The sequence below is a fragment of the Mameliella sp. LZ-28 genome, from assembly GCF_012274245.1.
Classification (GTDB): Bacteria; Pseudomonadota; Alphaproteobacteria; order Rhodobacterales; family Rhodobacteraceae; genus Antarctobacter; species Antarctobacter albus.
This window is the reverse complement of sequence record NZ_JAANYX010000032.1, coordinates 35444-52932: the sequence shown is the minus strand read 5'-3', so window position 1 is coordinate 52932 and position 17489 is coordinate 35444. Positions and strand designations below refer to the sequence as shown.

At 63.3% G+C, this 17489-nt stretch carries 16 protein-coding genes; 8 read left to right on the top strand and 8 right to left on the bottom strand.

The window, feature by feature from the left end; all coding sequences use genetic code 11:
- Positions 1–6 precede the first annotated feature (6 nt).
- Complete coding sequence (locus tag G9Q80_RS15555; RefSeq protein WP_069210430.1) at positions 7–408, top strand: c-type cytochrome; 402 nt, start codon at positions 7–9, stop codon at positions 406–408.
- Between the two features lie 90 nt (positions 409–498).
- On the opposite strand, the gene G9Q80_RS15550 is transcribed toward G9Q80_RS15555, so the two are convergent.
- The 3 genes from G9Q80_RS15550 to G9Q80_RS15540 form a co-directional block, all read right to left on the bottom strand.
- The gene (locus tag G9Q80_RS15550; RefSeq protein WP_168246501.1) at positions 499–990 is read right to left on the bottom strand and encodes a hypothetical protein; all 492 of its coding nucleotides are present in this window, start codon (positions 988–990) and stop codon (positions 499–501) included.
- A gap of 118 nt (positions 991–1108) precedes the next feature.
- Positions 1109–1279, bottom strand: coding sequence for a type II toxin-antitoxin system BrnA family antitoxin (gene brnA, locus G9Q80_RS15545; protein WP_210426210.1), 171 nt, complete (start codon positions 1277–1279; stop codon positions 1109–1111).
- A 40-nt stretch (positions 1280–1319) separates the two neighbouring features.
- The gene (locus G9Q80_RS15540) at positions 1320–1574 is read right to left on the bottom strand and encodes a BrnT family toxin (RefSeq protein WP_088714580.1); all 255 of its coding nucleotides are present in this window, start codon (positions 1572–1574) and stop codon (positions 1320–1322) included.
- Between the two features lie 552 nt (positions 1575–2126).
- Here G9Q80_RS15540 and G9Q80_RS15535 point away from each other — a divergent pair.
- Entirely contained in the window at positions 2127–3893 is a 1767-nt protein-coding gene (locus tag G9Q80_RS15535; RefSeq protein WP_043140248.1) for a PQQ-dependent methanol/ethanol family dehydrogenase, read from the top strand.
- A 101-nt stretch (positions 3894–3994) separates the two neighbouring features.
- Here G9Q80_RS15535 and G9Q80_RS15530 read toward each other — a convergent pair whose 3' ends face one another.
- Positions 3995–4924, bottom strand: coding sequence for a hypothetical protein (locus G9Q80_RS15530; protein ID WP_133066379.1), 930 nt, complete (start codon positions 4922–4924; stop codon positions 3995–3997).
- A gap of 276 nt (positions 4925–5200) precedes the next feature.
- Here G9Q80_RS15530 and G9Q80_RS15525 point away from each other — a divergent pair, with 276 nt between their 5' ends.
- Positions 5201–5986 carry a TIGR00266 family protein gene (locus G9Q80_RS15525; RefSeq protein ID WP_088671872.1) on the top strand — a complete coding sequence of 262 codons (786 nt, stop codon included), beginning with the start codon at positions 5201–5203 and terminating at the stop codon, positions 5984–5986.
- Positions 5987–6026: 40 nt separating this feature from the next.
- Here the strand turns inward: G9Q80_RS15525 and G9Q80_RS15520 are convergent, their stop codons facing one another.
- On the bottom strand, positions 6027–6683 hold the full coding sequence (locus tag G9Q80_RS15520; protein WP_088714578.1) for a GntR family transcriptional regulator: 657 nt from the start codon (positions 6681–6683) through the stop codon (positions 6027–6029).
- Positions 6684–6854: 171 nt separating this feature from the next.
- Here G9Q80_RS15520 and G9Q80_RS15515 point away from each other — a divergent pair, with 171 nt between their 5' ends.
- Positions 6855–8288, top strand: a complete 1434-nt coding sequence (locus tag G9Q80_RS15515) for a YfcC family protein (RefSeq protein WP_121497598.1) — start codon at positions 6855–6857, stop codon at positions 8286–8288.
- Positions 8289–8386: 98 nt separating this feature from the next.
- Here G9Q80_RS15515 and G9Q80_RS15510 read toward each other — a convergent pair whose 3' ends face one another.
- Positions 8387–9394 (bottom strand): hypothetical protein, encoded by a 1008-nt coding sequence (locus G9Q80_RS15510; protein ID WP_232788168.1) that lies wholly within the window; start codon positions 9392–9394, stop codon positions 8387–8389.
- 248 nt (positions 9395–9642) lie between these two features.
- Here G9Q80_RS15510 and G9Q80_RS15505 point away from each other — a divergent pair, with 248 nt between their 5' ends.
- From G9Q80_RS15505 to G9Q80_RS15495, 3 genes are read left to right on the top strand one after another with little or no spacing between them, the layout of a single operon-like run.
- A complete protein-coding gene (locus G9Q80_RS15505) occupies positions 9643–10356 on the top strand; it encodes a response regulator (RefSeq protein WP_052244410.1) in 714 nt (237 codons plus the stop codon).
- Between the two features lie 41 nt (positions 10357–10397).
- The gene (locus G9Q80_RS15500) at positions 10398–11582 is read left to right on the top strand and encodes an FIST N-terminal domain-containing protein (protein WP_074623587.1); all 1185 of its coding nucleotides are present in this window, start codon (positions 10398–10400) and stop codon (positions 11580–11582) included.
- Complete coding sequence (locus G9Q80_RS15495; protein ID WP_168246500.1) at positions 11567–13801, top strand: hybrid sensor histidine kinase/response regulator; 2235 nt, start codon at positions 11567–11569, stop codon at positions 13799–13801. The genes G9Q80_RS15500 and G9Q80_RS15495 overlap by 16 nt, the downstream gene beginning before the upstream one ends.
- Positions 13802–13825: 24 nt before the next feature.
- Here G9Q80_RS15495 and G9Q80_RS15490 read toward each other — a convergent pair whose 3' ends face one another.
- Together G9Q80_RS15490 and citF are read right to left on the bottom strand one after the other, a co-directional pair.
- The gene (locus G9Q80_RS15490) at positions 13826–15043 is read right to left on the bottom strand and encodes an efflux RND transporter periplasmic adaptor subunit (protein WP_088714576.1); all 1218 of its coding nucleotides are present in this window, start codon (positions 15041–15043) and stop codon (positions 13826–13828) included.
- 143 nt (positions 15044–15186) lie between these two features.
- Positions 15187–16677, bottom strand: a complete 1491-nt coding sequence (gene citF / locus G9Q80_RS15485; RefSeq protein WP_088714575.1) for a citrate lyase subunit alpha — start codon at positions 16675–16677, stop codon at positions 15187–15189.
- An 89-nt stretch (positions 16678–16766) separates the two neighbouring features.
- On the opposite strand from citF, the gene G9Q80_RS15480 reads away from it, so the two are divergent.
- On the top strand, positions 16767–17294 hold the full coding sequence (locus tag G9Q80_RS15480) for a peroxiredoxin (protein WP_088714574.1): 528 nt from the start codon (positions 16767–16769) through the stop codon (positions 17292–17294).
- Positions 17295–17489 lie beyond the last annotated feature (195 nt).

Sequence of the window (17489 nt, the reverse complement as noted above, 5' to 3'; positions counted from 1 at the left end):
CCAGACATGAAGACCGCCCTCATTCTCGCCGCCGCGCTCATCGCCGGTCCGGCCTGCGCAGACACATTCGACGAGATCAAGATTTCCGCCGGAAAGGCCCTGTTCGACAGTGAATGCCGCCGTTGCCACGCGGTCGATGCCGACCATGCCTCTTACGGGCCGCCGCTGGAAAATGTCATCGGCCGCGCGGCGGGCAGCTATCCCGACTACGATTATTCCATCGCGCTCGAAGCCTCTGGCATCGTCTGGACGCCCGCCGCCCTGCGTGCCTGGATGGAAGACAACGATGGCTTCATGCCCGGCACCAAGATGCGCCACGTCGGGATCGAGGACCGCACCGTGCAGGAATTCATCCTGTCCTACCTGGGCAGCATCACCACCCAGGACAACGGCGCGATTTCCGACTGATCGCCCGGCTGGCCGCAACGCAAAGGGCAGCCCCCGAGGCTGCCCCCCCCCCAAAAATCGGACAGTGACGTAAGCTACGACCTAACTGTCCTAGGGTACGATCATCGGATTCTCCGCGACTACAATACCTGAAGAACAATCTTTTTCACCTTGCTTGCAGGTGATCTCAAGGAGTCTGATGCGAATGTCGTCACCACAGGCTCTTGATGGAAATTGCTCGCCTGTTTCAAACTGACTAATGCCAGGCTCCAGATTGCGCAAGGTCCAGCTCCAGTTTCTCCGAAACACCGGATTCGCCAGTGAATATTGTGTTTTCTTTCCTGTGAAAACGCTGGAACGAACTTCAGCTTCGCCAGCTGCATTGAAGAAATCCATCCGCACAGTGATTTCGTCAATTGGCTTAGAAAATTCATTCTTAATTTCAAAGATGGCTTTGCATCTCTTTTCTCTGGTTTCGAAGCCAAAAATATCCTTCGCCTGCACACGCTCGGAACTGACAAAACTCAATGTGACCCCCTCCTCCTTGCAAGCCGAAAGCGCGAGGGCGCCAGTCAAGAGCAAGGCAATTGCGCAATACTTCATTTATTCCTCAAGTTCTGTTGAACTACCAATAGAACTCCAAGGTTCTTGGCTTTTGCAACCGAGATCAAGAAGTCAAATGCAGTCATCGTGCAGGTCCCAAACGCCAAAGTTGATGAGCCTACTGGAGCCGTTCAGCAATCCATAGCTTGATCAGCGATTCCCGCGTCACACCCAGGTGCCGAGCCTGCTTGTCCAAGCCCTCCACAACCCACGCCGGGAAATGCACGTTCACGCGCTTGGGCTGATCGTTTCGGCGGCGCGCCTGGGACCAGTCGATTGCATCGTTCACGTCCTCACCGGCGTCAAATTTCTTGTCGAACTCAGTTGCCTTAATAGTAGCTGATCTCTTCTTTCCGAGCGCGGCGCACCGAGATGATCCGCACCGCAACACCTTGCGGCGTCCAGACGGCCGTCCAATGTTTGCCTTCGATCTTCCCAATCGAGATGAAGCGCGGTTCATCCCCGGTCTTGGCGGGCGCTTCAGGCATCCATCGGTCGTCCCACAGAGCCTGTGCCTGTTCGAAGTCGATGCCATTCTTCGACAGATTCGAGCCACTTTTGGCGGGGTCATACCCAAAATTCATGTGTAAATTTTGTATAGTAATTATCCTTCTTCAAGCATGGTTCTACGTGATCACCGCCGCCAGCCCGGCCCTTACATGGCAGGCGCGCGATAGTGCGCAGCCGCCCCTGGTGCGGCTTCCTGCAGGAGATCCAGGAGGACGCAGCGACTCCGGCCCAACGGCAAATAGCGGAGCGGCTCGGTGACAGGGCCTGTTGGCCACAGGGAGCCTTGGCCTAGGTGGAGCGTCACGATCTGAACCTTGGCCTGACAACCCCCGCAGTTCGGGAAGAAACCCGGTCAGAACGGGAAAGCGATCTTACCGACCGATCTGGTCGGGAACGGGATCGAGCGTTCAGTCACGGTCTCTGCCCTTTCTGCTGTCCTGGACCGGCGCCGCACCACCCGGATCGAGTCACGCGCGCGTCATGCTTCACCCGGCTTGTCAACCGCGCGACAGTCTTACGACCATTGTGCAATACCTCGCCGCGCGGCTTCCCTGAATACTGTCTGCAGCGCCCGGGAGAGGGGCGCGTGTATCCACGTCGCCTGGGCGATGAAGGGAGGAAATCTCATGAACCGATTCATTCTGGCAGCCGCTGCCAGCATTCTGCTGACCGGCACAGCTGCCACGGCACAAGTGACCGAGGCCGATCTGGCCGACGACCAGACCATCACGACGCAGGTCGTGACCAACGGCATGGGCCGCCACCTGCAGCGGTACAGCCCGCTGGACACGCTGAACAAGGACAACATCAAGTACCTCCAGGCAGCGTGGGCCTTCAGCTTTGGTGGCGAAAAGCAGCGCGGACAGGAAGCCCAGCCGATCATCTACGACGGTGTGATGTATATCACCGGCTCCTATTCGCGGCTCTATGCCATCGACCTCAAGACCGGCAAGGAACTGTGGCAGTACGACGCCCGCCTGCCCGAGGGCATCCTGCCCTGCTGCGACGTGGTCAACCGTGGCGCCGCGATCTATGGCGACATGATCATCTTCGGCACGCTGGACGCGCGCATCGTGGCCCTGAACAAGGACACCGGTGATGTCGTCTGGCGCGACAAGATCGCGGATTACAAGGCCGGCTATTCCTACACCGCCGCACCGCTGATCGTCGACGGGCTGGTCATCACCGGCAACTCGGGCGGTGAATTCGGCATCGTCGGCACCGTGCAGGCCCGCAACGTCGAGAACGGCGACCTGGTCTGGGAACGCCCGGTGATCGAAGGCCACATGGGCATGCTGAACGGCGAACCCTCGACCATGACCGGCGAGCTTAACGCGACCTGGCCGGGCGACATGTGGAAGACCGGCGGCGGCGCCACCTGGCTGGGCGGCTCCTACGACGAGCGCACCGACACGCTGATCTTTGGCGCGGGCAACCCGGCGCCCTGGAACAGCTGGCTGCGCGACGCGGGTCAGGACAACACCGGCAAGGGTGACAACCTCTACGCCGCCAGCCGCATCGGCATCGACCCCAAGACCGGCGAGATCAAGTGGCACTTCCAGACCACCCCGCGCGAAGGCTGGGACTATGACGGCGTGAACGAAGTGGTCGCCTACAACGACCGCGACGGCAACATGCGCCTGGCCACCGCCGACCGGAACGGCTTTTTCTACGTTCTCGACGCCGAAGACGGCGGGTTCATCTCGGCGACGCCTTTCGTCAAGGACATCACCTGGGCCAGCGGCATCGACGAGAACGGCCGCCCGATCTTCAACGAGGAGAACCGTCCCGGCGATCCCACCGCGGCCGCCGACGGCAAGAAAGGTGAAGTGATCTTTGCCTCGCCTTCTTTCCTGGGCGGCAAGAACTGGATGCCGATGGCCTTCAGCCAGAAGACCGGCAACTTCTACGTGCCCTCGAACGAATGGGGCATGGACATCTGGAACGAGCCGATCACCTACAAGAAGGGCGCGGCTTACCTGGGTGCCGGGTTCACCATCAAGCCGAACTACGAGGATCACATCGGCTCGCTCAAGGCGATTGACCCCGACACCGGCGACCTGGTCTGGGAATACAAGAACGACGCCCCGCTCTGGGGTGGCGTGATGACCACCGGCGGCGGCCTTGTCTTCACCGGCACGCCCGAGGGCAAGTTCATCGCGCTGGACGACGAGACCGGCGAGGTTCTCTGGGACTTCCAGACCGGCTCGGGCATCGTGGGTCAGCCCGTAACCTGGGAGATGGACGGCGAGCAGTATGTCTCGATCGTCTCCGGCTGGGGCGGCGCTGTTCCGCTCTGGGGTGGCGAGGTTGCCAAGAAGGTGAACTACCTCAACCAGGGTGGCACCGTCTGGACCTTCAAGCTGCCCAAGGAACTGGCCAGCCTGCAGTAAGCCGGCACACGACATCTGGAAAAGGGCGTCCCGCGGGGCGCCTTTTTTTGTTGCGTGAGTCGTGGCAGGTGGCGCGGCGCAGGTCCCGCGCCTGTCGGCGGTCAGAACAGGGAGTTCTTGCGCTTTTCGACCCAGCACTTGGACGTCCCCGAGGTGATGACGTCGCCCGTGCAACAGAACAGGCAATAGCCGAACCCGCAAATCCAGAAGCAGCCCCACACGTCGATGGAGATGAGGTCGCCCAGGAAAGCGGCTATCGGTTCGGGGGGTTTTGCGCTGAGCGCCATCGTGTTGTGCGCAAGCGCAAACACCTCCAGCACGTCGGAGGGAACGGGATCGCCCTTGCGGTCGCAGCCTTCGGCCTCGAGATTGATGACCTGGCCATCGCGGATGTTGGCAAAGACCGTATCATCGCCGCAAGGCCCCTCCATCCTGCCGACCGGGACCCTGTGACGGCCCGTGGACAGCTTTTCGACGTCGAGAAACGCGTTCGAGGCAAGGGCCTCGAAGTCCGGCTTGTAAACTTCGAACTCAATCTCCTGCCGAAAGGTCATCAGGGGCGATGCCGTGCCGGTCGAGGGTCCGCTGGGCCGCGTCAGCGAACACGACAGCCCATCCGCCGGAGACGAACAACAGGTGACGCAATACCCAAGAAGACAGATCTTGATACAGCCGGACACACCGATCGGCGGCGGCATGCCGACGTTCAGATTGGCAAGGAATGTCTGCACCGGCTGGGGCTCTTGCTCGGTCGGGGCGAGTTTGTCCATTGCCAGCCGGAACAGCGCGGCTTCCTCTTCGGTCGCCGTCCCTTTCGCGTCTTCGCAGGCCTCCGTCTCGATCTCGACGACCCGGCCGTCGTCGATGATCGCAAAGGCCGCACGGCCACAGCAACCGTCCTTGAACTTGCCGATTTCGATCCTGTGCCGTCCGGTAGACAGCTTTTCGGTATCAAGGAACTGGACGGAACTCGATACCTCGAATTCCGGGTGATGGACCTGGATTTCAACCTCCTTGGCAAAGGTTTGCACGGGTATCCTGGTAAGTGTCGGGTCTTCGACAGCCATAACGATTTCTTTCTTTTTCAAAGGAACGGATCAAGAATGCTGAATTCGTAACTGCCCTATCTTACCATAATCAAAGATCAACCCTGAGATGTTTCTTGATCCGGCGAAATCCTTGTGGCTGTGCCTCTCGAAACCCGGGCCAGCAGCAATGGGGGCGCAGCGCCCTCTCTGGACTTCGCCCGCCTGACCGGTCTAGCCTTCGGCCCATTCGCTTTGTCCATATTCGAAAGGCAGTTTGAAATGCGGTGCCATGAAGTTGACTACGAGATTTTCGGCGATGACATGCAGATCGTCGAAGTGGAACTCGACCCGGCAGAGGTCGTGATCGCCGAGGCAGGGGCCATGAACTACATGGATGACGGGATCGGCTTTGAAACTCGCCTGGGCGATGGCGGGCGCCCGTCCGCCGGGTTCATGGATTCGCTTTTGAACGTCGGCAAACGCGTGCTGACCGGCGAATCCATCTTCATGACCCATTTCACCAACAACGGTCAGGGCAAGAAGCGCGTCGCCTTTGCCGCGCCCTACCCGGGCAAGATCATCCCGGTGAACATGGCCGAGATGGGCGGCGAACTGATCTGTCAGAAGGACGCCTTTCTCTGCGCGGCCTTCGGCACGACGACCGACATCGCCTTTCAGCGTCGGCTGGGGGCCGGGTTCTTTGGCGGCGAAGGGTTCATCCTGCAGCGTCTGAACGGTGACGGCATGGCCTTCATCCATGTGGGCGGCACCGTCATCCGGCGCGAGCTGCAGGCCGGTGAGGTTCTGCGCGTCGATACCGGCTGTCTGGCCGCGATGACCAGCGGCGTCCACTATGACATCGAACGGGCCGGGAACCTCAAGAGCATGGTCTTCGGCGGCGAGGGGATCTTCCTGGCCACCCTGCGCGGACCGGGCACCGTGTACCTGCAAAGCCTGCCCTTCTCGCGGCTGGCGGACCGCGTGCTGCGCGCCGCGGGTCCCGGCGGCAGCAAGGGCGAAGGCTCGGTGCTGGGCGGGTTGGGGGACATGTTCGGCGACAGGTGAACCACGGTCGGGGTCCCGTCACCGAATACAGCGGGACGGTTCAGCCGTGGATGCCCCACCAGCGCAGGGTCTGCACGAAATGGAGGTCGATCGCCTGCATCGCCGCCGCTTCGTCCCCGGCCTCGATCGCAGAAACGATGGCCAGGTGCTCTTCCATCGCCGAGGCAACACGGTCGGCGAGAAAGGGGCGCGTGTTCTGGATGATGGCGATGCGGGTGCGGTTCTCTTCGTAGCAGCGCCGCAGCAGAGGATTGTCGAGCTCTTCGGCAAGGGCGTCGTGCAGGCTGAGATCCACGTCGATGACGTCGACCGCCTCTGCGGCGCCGATCCCGGCCCGCGCCCGCGACAGAAGCGCCTCATGCGCCGCGCGCAGATCGGACCAGTCGCGCCCCTGGTCGCGCGCCAGCAGGCGGCGCGCGCCTTCCTTGTCCAGCGTCGCGCGCATGTCCATGCAGTTCCGCGTGGACTCGAGGTCCGCCGACATCACCTGGATGCCGCGTTTGGGCAGGATCTCGATCAGTCCCTGCGCCTCGGCCCGCTTGACCGCCTCGCGAATCGAAGAGATCGGAAACCCCAGAACGCTCACCAGTTGCTGCATCGAATGAAAGCTGCTCGACGGCAGTTCTCCGTCTCTCAGGGCATCGACAAGGGCGCCAAAGGCACGTCTGCTCTGCGCTTCACCGCCTGCCTCTGTCATGTTTTCCTCCGCTTTCCTGTATATTTGCCGCCACTTTCAAAAATTTGCAAACAGACCCTTCTGAAAGCATTTATGGCATCACAGAAGATATTTTAACTAACATGTCAGTTATTGCAACATCAGACGATCTTTGCGCCGCGGTGCGCCGCAGGGTCGAGGGAGGACCAGACAATGACCGCCGAGAACACCGAAGTTGACGAGACAGAGGCGCCCGGATTCCGGATGCCACACATCTACGTCATTCTGTTCGTCTTCACGGCCATTGCCGCCGCATTGACCCATGTCATTCCGGCAGGTCTCTATGACCGGGTGACGCTTGCGAACGGCCGCAGCGCCATCGACCCGACCAGCTACCGCGAGGTTCCGGCCACGCCCGTGGGACTGGAACAGTTCATGCTGGCCGTCCCGAACGGCCTGGTGGATGCGGCGACCGTCGTCTTCTTTACCTTCATCATCGGCGGTACGTTCATGGTGGTGCGCCGGACCGGCTTGATCGACGTGGCGGTGGACAAGCTGGCCCGGCGTTTTTCCTCGCGCAGCCTGTTGATGTTTCCCGTGCTGATGACTGTCTTTGCCGTCGTGGCCTCGTTGATCGGGACGCAGGAGCTGGCCTTGGTCTACGTGCCCGTGATCCTGCCCCTGATGATCGCGCTGGGGTACGATTCGGTCACCGCCGCGGCCACCGCTCTGTTGGCGACGACCGCCGGGTTTACCGCCGGCGTGCTGAACCCGATCAACACCGGGCTGGGCCAGACGATCGCCGAACTGCCGCTGTATTCGGGTGCCGGTCTGCGCGCCACGCTCTTTGTCGTTCTGCTGGTCGTGGCCGTTCTGCACACGATCCGCTATGCCCGCCGTGTCCGCGCCAACCCCGACGACAGCCTGATGGCCGGGGATTCCCGTGAAGAGGCAAAGCGCGGGTCCTACCGCCACGATTTCTCGGCAGAGCCGATGCGGTTTTCCCGGCGCCAGGCCTGGGCCGGGCTGGTCACGCTGGGCTTTTTCGCGATCCTCGTCTGGGGCGTGCTGACCCGCGGCTGGTTCATGCTGGAAATGGCGGGGTTGTTTGTCCTGATGGGCGTGGCCGTGGGGCTTGTCGCCGGGCTGAACACCACACGCATCTGCGATGCCTTCAACGAGGGTTTCCGCGACGTGCTGATGGGCGCGATCATCGTCGGACTGGCCCGGGCGGTCGCGGTGATGTTCGAGCAGGGGCAGGTCATGGACACTCTGGTGCACGGCCTTGGCGGACTGGTCGGCAGCTTTCCCGACACGCTTTCGGCGGTGGGCATGTTCCTGTCGCAGCTCGGCTTCAACTTCGTCATTCCGTCGGGCAGCGGCCAGGCGCTTGTGACCATGCCGATCATGGCACCGCTTTCGGACCTGATCGGGGTGACACGGCAGAACGCGGTGCTGGCCTACCAGCTGGGTGACGGACTCTCAAACATCTTCTACCCGACCTCCGGTTACTTCATGGCGACCCTGGCGCTGGCCGGTGTGGGCTGGGATCGCTGGATCCGGTTCTTCCTGCCGCTCTTCGTGACCTGGATCGGCATCGCCATCGCCTTCCTGGTCTTCGCCCAGGCGACCAACTGGACCGGCTGATCCGGACCGACAGACCAGAGAACGGCGTGACCCCGGTCACGCCGTTCTCATGATGGCCGGCGCCGATCGCGAAAGCGCGCAATCACGCCTCCGGTCGGTTACGCCATTTCAAGATCGTCTTCGACATCCGGATCTTCTACGAGGGGGACCTCTTCGAAGTCTTCCGGCAGACTCAAAGCCGCCATCAGCTCCTCGCCGCTTTCAAGGTCCAGAGCTCCAGCCTCGATGGCGGCATCATAAGCCTCCAGCACCTCGTCGGCATCCGCGAAGCCGCCTTCGGGGGCCTCGATCCGGAACAACTCGACGGGATAGCCTTCCTCGTGCAGTGTATAGAACCTGATGTCCACGATATCGGTGATATCGTAGCCTTCGATTTCGTTTTCGAAATAGGCCAGATAGTTTTCGAACGTGGGCTCCTGGTCTTCGGGCAGCGCCGGGTTGCCTTCGAAAGGTTCGCCAAAAATGGCAACGCCATCCGGCAAGCCGGTTTCCTCGTTTGTCCCGGTGCCGAAATACACCTTTTCAAATGTCGGCTCCTCGGGATCCTCCGGTTCCTCAGGCTCTTCCGGGTCGTCTGACACGGCTTTGATCGACCCCTCGTCCGTGGTCGTCGAGGTCGCACGGATGCCGACGACATCAATGTCGTCGATGCTTTCGGCATCCAGTTCAAGCGTGAGCGTGTCGCCTGCGGAAAGGTAGGTTTCCTTATCTGCCGCATCGGGGCCGAGGCCAGGATCACTGAGCGCCTGGGCCATGTCCCACTGGATATCCCCGTCTTCAAGCCGCGCACCGTTCATGTTGAGCGGTCCGTCGAGAGAGGCGCTCTCTCCGGAATAGTCGTCGTCGCCGAAGTAGATCGCATTCACATCCATCGCGCCTTCGAGAACCGTGATGTCCGCCATGATGGTTCCGTTATCCTCGAACAGACTTACGGTGTAGGAAAGGCCGTCAAGTTCGTACGTGAAAACCTTAAGGTAGTCGGGCATAAGATCGTCCCCCAATCGCAGCCTGTTAAGGCAAGATTTTTCTTGATTTTCGAAATAACCAATGGACCCACGATGGGCCGGAATCGTGACAACGACAAAATTCTGCCATTTTTCAGCCACTTTTTGTTAGATTCATACGGAAACAATACGTTTCCGGGATAGAGAACTCTTTCCATCGCAAAGGTCGCTCTCGCCTTCGCGGCCAGGACTCCCGTCCATCTGCATGTGCTCAGCGCAGGTTGATTCCGAACGTAGCGCATTGCCCCACGCCTTCGGCGCCTGTTCGGCCCCTCCTAAGACCTTAGCACAGGTGCCGTGGCTCTGGCGCTTTGCTAGGATCATAAGGTATACCAAGAGACCGGCGTTCAATGGGGAGGAGAACGTTGCCCGATACGGATCATCAACGGCATTTCGCCTCGGCGTTGATCGTGGACGATCATCCGCTGTTTTGCGACGCGCTTGCCATGACGCTCAAGACCGTGGCCGGGATCGAGGAGATCGAGACCGCCAGCCTGCTGGAAGATGCGCTGGACGCCCTGAGCGAAGGCGCGGAACCGGATGTCATCGTGCTGGACCTCAACCTGCCGGACGTGAACGGGCTGGACGGGCTGATCCGGCTCAAGACCGCGGCCGGGGCGATCCCGGTGGTCGTCGTCTCTTCGATGGCGGACAACCGCATGGTGACGTCGGTGATGCGCGCGGGCGCCAAGGGATTCGTCCCCAAGCACAGCCAGCGCGGCGTCTTCCGCCAGGCCTTCGACGCGCTGGCCCGCGACGAGGTTTTTGTCCCCGAGGGTTTCGTCGACGTGGGCGATGCCGGCCAGCCGGCGGATTCCGGTGACGACGCGGTGTCGCGCCTATCGACGCTGACCAACCAGCAGGCGCGCATCCTGCAACTGATCTGCGAAGGCAAGCTGAACAAGCAGATCGCCTATGACCTGTCCATCGCGGAAACCACCGTTAAGGCACATGTCACCGCCATCATGCGAAAGCTGGGTGTCCAGAGCCGCACCCAGGCCGTGCTGATCGCGGGCGAGGCCAGCTTTTCGAACCTCTTGCCAAGACAGCCGGACACTCCGTAGTCTGTCCCGAATAAAGACAGAACACCTGGGGAGGAGAACCGATGGACGGAGGAGCCTCTCCGTCCGAGGGGGGTGTCGATAACGACGCCATTCTGCGGACAGCCCGCGCCGATTGCGACGCACCCGACCTGATCGACCAGCTTGCCGACGGGCTGGGCAACGGCCCCTTTGCCGTCGTGATGATCTTTTGCAGCCCCGCAACCCCCTTTCAGACGCTGGTAACGGGCCTGCAGTCCCGACTGGGCGATGCCCCGGTCATGGCCTGCACCACCGCCGGAGAGATCGCGATGGGCGCCGGCTACGTCGAGGAACAGGTGGTGGCGATGGCCCTGCCGCAGCGCTGTTTCGAGGCCGAGGTCCTGCTGTACGAGGATCTGGAAAACCTGCCCAGCCACGAGATGACCCAGCGCACCATCCGCGCCCGCGCCGAGCTGGGCGCCCGCGCGCCCGAGATGACCGAGGAATTCGCCTTTCTCATGGTCGACGGGCTGTCGATGCAGGAGGACCGGCTGGCCTCGTCCCTGACCGCCGGGCTGGGGCCGACCCAGCTGTTCGGGGGGTCCGCCGGGGACGGGGTGCGGTTCGAACATACCTTCGTCGCCCTGAATGGCGTCTGCCACGAAAAGGCCGCTGTCATGGCGCTGGTGCGCAGCACCTGCCGGCTACGGGTGTTCAGCGTCAACCATTTCACCCCCACCGACCTGCGCATGGTGGTGACCCGCGCGGATCCCTCGCGCCGTTTGGTGCATGAAATCAACGCCGAACCCGCAGCACTGGAGCTTGGGCGCCTGCTGGGCAAGGACCCGCACCAGATCGACACCTTCACCTTTGCCGACAGCCCGATGGTGGTCCGCCTGGGTGGCAGCCACCACGTCCGCGCCATCAAGCGCGTGACAGAGGACGGCGCGCTGGAATTCTTTTCCGCCATCGACGAGGGGCTGGTGCTGACCCTTGCCGATGCGGCCCATATCGTCGACCACCTGGACCAGCAGCTGAGCGAACTGTCACGGACCGAACAGCCGGAGGCGATCCTTGCCTGCGATTGCGTCCTGCGCCGGATCGAGGCCGAAAAACGCCAGTTGAAACGGCCCCTTGACGATGTGTTGTCGCGGCACAGGGTCACCGGGTTTTCCACCTACGGCGAGCAGGTCAACGGGATGCATGTCAACCAGACCATGACCGGGGTCGCGATCTATGCACCGGAGGCTCCATGCAGGGAGACCTGACGCATTATCTGATCAATCCCAACGATCCACTTGAACGCCAGAACGAAAAGCTGCTCCGGATCAGCGAGGCGCTGATGCGCCGCGTCGAACAGGACACCGACCAGTCCGGCGCCGCCTATGCCCAGTTCGAACGCGCCGCCATGCTGGAGGACCAGGTGCGCCAGCGCACCCGCGACCTGGAATACACGCTTGACCTGCTGAACCAGTCCAATGCCGCCCTCGCCCGCGCCAAGCACGAGGCCGAACACGCCCGCAAGAACCTGGCCAACGCGATCGAGGCGGTGCAGGAGGGCTTTGCCCTGTTCGACAGCGCCGACAAGCTGGTGATGTGGAACAGCCGGTTCAGCCTGCCGCTGCACGACGTTCAGCCGCGCCTGGCCGAGGGGCTGCCCTTTGCCGACTACGTCGAGGCGGTCAGCGAAAGCCGGTTCCTGCAACTGCCCGACATCGTCAGCCCCGCGCAATGGGCCGAACAGCGGCTGAAGCGCCACAAGGACCGGCACGCGATCTTCAACGTGCGCCTGATCTGGGATCGCTGGCTGCAGGTCAGCGAACACCGCACGCCGGACGGCGGCACCGTCGTCCTGCAGACCGACGTAACCGACATCATGCGGCTGGAACGGCAGGAACGCGGCAAGCTGCTGGACAGCCAGGCGCGGATGCTGCGGGCGACGCTGGACCACCTCAACCAGGGGGTCTGCATCTTTGACCGCGATGCGCGGCTGGTGGGCTGGAACGACAAGATCGGCGAGATGCTGTCCCTGCCCATCGCCACGCTGCGGCTGGGCGTGGATTTCGACCGGCTGATCGAACAGCTTGAAACCCGTTTCGACGCCGACGTGATGACCGCCGAGGAACTGCGCGCCTGGGCCCACCAGGACCGCGGGCGCCTGCCCCTGCGGTTCGAGATCCGTGCCGAAAGCAGCATCACGCTGGACGTCTTCGGTCAGGAAATGCCCGACCGGGGCTTCGTGATCTCATTCACCGATGTTTCCGTCGAACGCCAGGCGGCGCGGGCACTCGAAGAGGCCAACGAACTGCTGGAACGGCGGGTGATGGAACGCACGCTGGAACTGGAAGATGCGCTGGTCACGGCGGAACGGGCCAACGCCTCCAAGTCGCGTTTCGTCGCGGCGGCCAGCCACGATTTGCTGCAACCGCTGTCGGCGGCCAAACTCTATATCTCGGGGATCGCCGAGGGTGGCGGCGATGACACCACCCAGCAACACGCCACCAAGGCGCTGAGCGCGATGGACAGCGTCGAAAAGATCATCGACGCCCTGCTGGACATCTCGAAACTGGATTCCGGCGCCGCCAGCCTCGACATCACCGCCGTCTCCGTGAACCAGCTCCTGCAGAGGCTGCACGATGAATTCGCCCCGCTCGCCGCGCTCAAGGGGCTGGACCTGCGCGTGGTTCCGGCCTCTGGCAGCGTGGCCAGCGACCCCGGCTTCCTGCGCCGCATCCTGCAGAACCTGATCGCCAACGCGGTGCGCTATACCGAAACGGGTCGTGTGCTTGTTGGCGCGCGGCGGCAGGGCAACACCATCCGTTTCGAGGTCTGGGACACCGGGCCCGGGATTGCCGAAGACGACCAGGAACGAATTTTTCGCGAGTTCGAGCGTCTGGACAGCAAGAGCAGCGTGAACGAGGGGCTGGGCCTGGGTCTGGCCATCGTGGAACGCGCCTGCGCGCAGTTGCGCCACCCGCTTGGCGTGAGTTCGGAACTGGGACGCGGCACACGGTTCTTCTTCAGCGCGCAGCGGGTGAACGGCCCGAACGAGATGCCCACACCGCGCAAAAGCCCCGCGGCGCGGCAACGCCTGCGCGACAGCGGGCTGATCGTGCTGCTGGTGGAAAACGACGAAGAGCTGCGCCGCGCGCTGGGCCTCTTGATCGAACGCTGGGGCGGCAGCGTGCTGGACGCCGGAAGTGTCGAGGAGGCGCGCGCGCTGCTGCACGACATCGGCATTCTGCCTGACGCGCTCCTGGCGGATTACCACCTTGGCGAGGGGCAGGACGGGCTGGCGCTGGTCCGGCAGCTGCGGGCGCGCGATCCGGCCCTGCCCGCGCGCCTGATGTCGGCCAACCGGTCGACCGAGCTGCGCCAGATGTGCGACGCAGCGCAGACGGTGCTGATGACCAAGCCGATCAACACCGAGGATCTCGAGGATTTCCTGTACTCCGCGACCATGCGGGGCACGCTGACCCCGCCCTGACCCGGCAGGATCACCGCAAGACGATCAGCGCAGCGCCACCGCCTGCCCTTCGCCCAGACCGGCAAGGGCGTCGCTGACGATCAGCCGTCCGGCCGCGCCGGGAATGCGCGCGATGGTCTCACGCGGGCCGGTCCTGAGGATCTCGACCGTGACCTCCTGCAGGGTGGCGCCCTCTTCATCGACAAGGAAGACCGTGTCGCCATTGGTCAGCGCGCCGGTCGGAATCTCGAAGGTGTCGTCGCTTGCGTCCAGCATTGCCTCGACCTCAACCGCCTCGTTCAGAAACAGGTCGGGGGCGCAGGTCTCATCGACCTCGATGGTGGCCTTGACGAACTGGTTTTCCAGGTCCGCCTCGGTGTCGAAGCGGGTGATCGTCCCGGCGCAGACCTGGCCGTTCACGCGGGTGATGCGCACACCGGAGCCGTCGGAGATCCCGGTCGGACCGCTTTCGGACAGGCGGCTGATGAGGATGAAGACATCCACCGATTTCTCGCTGGGGGCATAGATCTGCGCGGCGCGTTCCCCGGCCGAGACACAGTCCCCCACGTTGGTTTCGAACCCCACCAGCACCCCGTCGATGGGTGCCGTCAGCACCAGCTGTTCGTGGTTGAGCTGCGCGGTTTGCAGGTCCAGCTGCCCGATCTCATGCGCGATCTCGGCGCGGCGCTTGGCGGCGCGGGCGGTGGCGATGGCCTCTTGCGCGCGGTCGGCGGCGAACTGCGCCTCCATGAAGCGGCGCTCGACCCCTTCCATCGTGGTCTCGTTGATCAGGCCCCGGCCCAGCATGGTGCTGTTGCGCTCGTACTCGGCGGTGGTCAGGTCCAGCTCCTGCTGGCGGCGCTTGTCGTCGGCAATGGCGGACTGGATGTCCAGCTCGCGTTCCTCGATCGTGGCGGCCAGTTCGGCAACCCGCGACTCGGCGGTGCGCAGCGCAAGCATCGACCGCTTGTCATCCAGCCGCACCAGCACTTGCCCGGCGGTGGCGACGCGCGCGCGCTTGGCCTTGTCCGAGACCTCGACCACGCAGCCGCCTGCCTCGTAGGAAAGGCCCAGCATGTCGCTGGCCTGCACCGTGCCAAAGAAGGTATCGGTGGTAACCGGCTGTTCCGATGTCAGCCGCATCGTGTCGACCTGGATCGGCGTGGCGTCCTGGGCAAACCCGGCCACCGGCATCATCAGCGCCAGCGCCCCGGCGCCTGCAAATGCACGCCAGGACCGCTTGAACTGGATGTCTGTTATCATCCTGAAACCTCTTTTCCCTGTTGAACGCCGCGGTCCGTCTTTTGTCCTGCGAACGGCGGCCCGGATCCGCGAAAACCATAGCGCATCCGGCGCGATTGTCGCGGTTTCGGCACGGAATACCAGCGCCTTGTCACGGCAAAGTGTCAATCCGTGCCGATTTGGCGGACTAGGTCGGTCACGCTGCCGTCGCGGTATTCGCTGATGGCAACCACCCGTCCCCCGGCCCGGGGCGGCACCGGCTGGCGCGCGGCAGTGGCGGCCTCACGGGCCAAGTCCTCTATCGGGCGCAAGCGCAGGCCGGCGCTGTGCAGCCGTTCCGCCAGCTCTGTCCGCGCCGGGTTCACCGCCAGCCCCGCCTCTGTCACCACAACGTCGATCGTCTGGCCCGGCGTGGTCAGCGTACCGACCTGCGGTACGATCTTGGCAAAACCGGCGGCTGTCAGGCGCGTGGTCACGATGGACAACTGCGCGCCCGCCGCCGTGTCCGCGTGACCGCCAGACCCGCCGATCAGGACACCACCCGCCCGGGTGGTCACGTTGACGTTGAACTCCAGATCGACCTCTGCCGCACCCAGCACCACCGCGTCGACCCGGTCGACCACCGCGCCGCCGATATGCGGTGCGGCATAGGTGGCCGCCGACATCGCCTGGTGCCGGGGATCGTCCCGGTAAGATCGCACGGCCTCGAGGTCAAAGCACTGCACGTCCAGCAACCCGCGAAAAAGCCCCGCGCGCAGCATCTCGACGTGAAACCCGGTGATCCCGCCGGAACAAAAACTGCCCGTGACACCCGCGCTCGCCATCTGGCGGCCCACCGCAGCAGCGGTCGCCAGAGAGGCGCCCCCGGCGCCGGTCTGGAAGGAAAACCCGTCGTTCAACAGACCGCTGGCGGCGATGGTGCGGGCTGCGCTGTCAGCAATGGCCAGGCTGACCGGGTCCTCTGCCGGGCGCGTGGTGCCCGAGGCGATGCCCGACGGATCACCGATGCGCGGCACCTGCACGACGTGATCCACCTGCCCCTGCGGGATGTCGATAGCGGGCGCCGGGTAAGGCACCAGCGTATCGGTGATGGCCACTGTGCGGCGGGCGACCGCGACATCCGTCATCGGGTATCCCAACGTGCCGCAGGCGGTGGTGCCCATGCTGCCCGAGACATTGCCCATCTCGTCCGCGACCGGTGCGGCGACAAAGGCCGCGTCTATCACGATGTCCCCCGCATCCAGCGCCCGCGCCCGACCACCATGCGTCATCAGGACCGCCGGTTGGAGCAGCACCCCGGTCGAGATCGCCTCTCCCACCGGGCCTGAGATAAAGGCCGCCGAGATGCGGGAGACGGTGCCGTTCCGGATATGCTCGACCAGCGGCGCGTGAACCGGAAAGAGGGAACTGGCCGCCACATGCAGGTCCTTCAGCCCCCGGCGGGCCAGCGCCGCCATCACCATGTTCAGCACCGCATCGCCATTGCGCAGATGATGATGGAACGACACCGTGGCCCCGTCGCGCAGATCACAGGCGGAAATCGCCGCATCGAGATCCGCCAGCAGCTTGGTCATGCGCGGACCACGCGTGACACCCGCGGGCCTGTAGGGGCGCAGCGCGCCATAGCCGGGAAGATCGGGCGGCAGGTCGGTCATCTTCTCTCTCTTCAACTTGGGCGCTTTACCGTCAGCCCCAGGGGGCTACTCTGGGACAGGCCACACCGACCTGCAACAGGAGCCCGGACATGACACCACAGCGCGTTCCCGAAACCGTCTTTCACACTCGCCAGCGCAACGAGGCCCTGGGCGGCGACAACCCCTATGAATGGAAGGACGTCACCAGCGCCGAACTGTTCGACCGTCAACGCGTGGTGCTGTTTGCGCTGCCCGGGGCCTTTACGCCCGCCTGTTCCGAAACCCACCTGCCGGGCTACGAACGCCACTACGACGCGTTCCGCGCCCGGGGGATCGACCGCGTGATCTGCCTGTCGGTCAACGACGCCTTTGTCATGCATCAATGGGCGCGGGCGCAGGGGATCGAAAAGGTCATGATGCTGCCAGACGGCAACGGCGATTTCACCCGGCTGATGGGCATGCTGGTCGACCGGTCGGCACAAGGCATGGGCCTGCGCAGCTGGCGCTACGCGATGCTTGTCGAAGACGGCGAGATCACCGCGCTGTTTGCCGAACCGGGGATGAAAGATAATCCGCCCGGCGTTCCCGTGAAGGTTTCCGGGGCCGAAACAATGCTGGCCCATCTCGAAGGCGGGTGAGAGCACCAATTCGAGGCCTACCCCAGAGGATAGGAATTTCTCCTTATACGGTATTGAATGTGTCGGTTGCGTCACAACGCGCCGCGAGGCGCGTCACGCCGGTTTTGCTTTTTTTGGCGAAAAGCCAAGCCTTGATAAACAGTTAACGCGCGTCCTTCGAGAGCGGGAAAAACCGCCCCGGCGCAATCAGGCAAC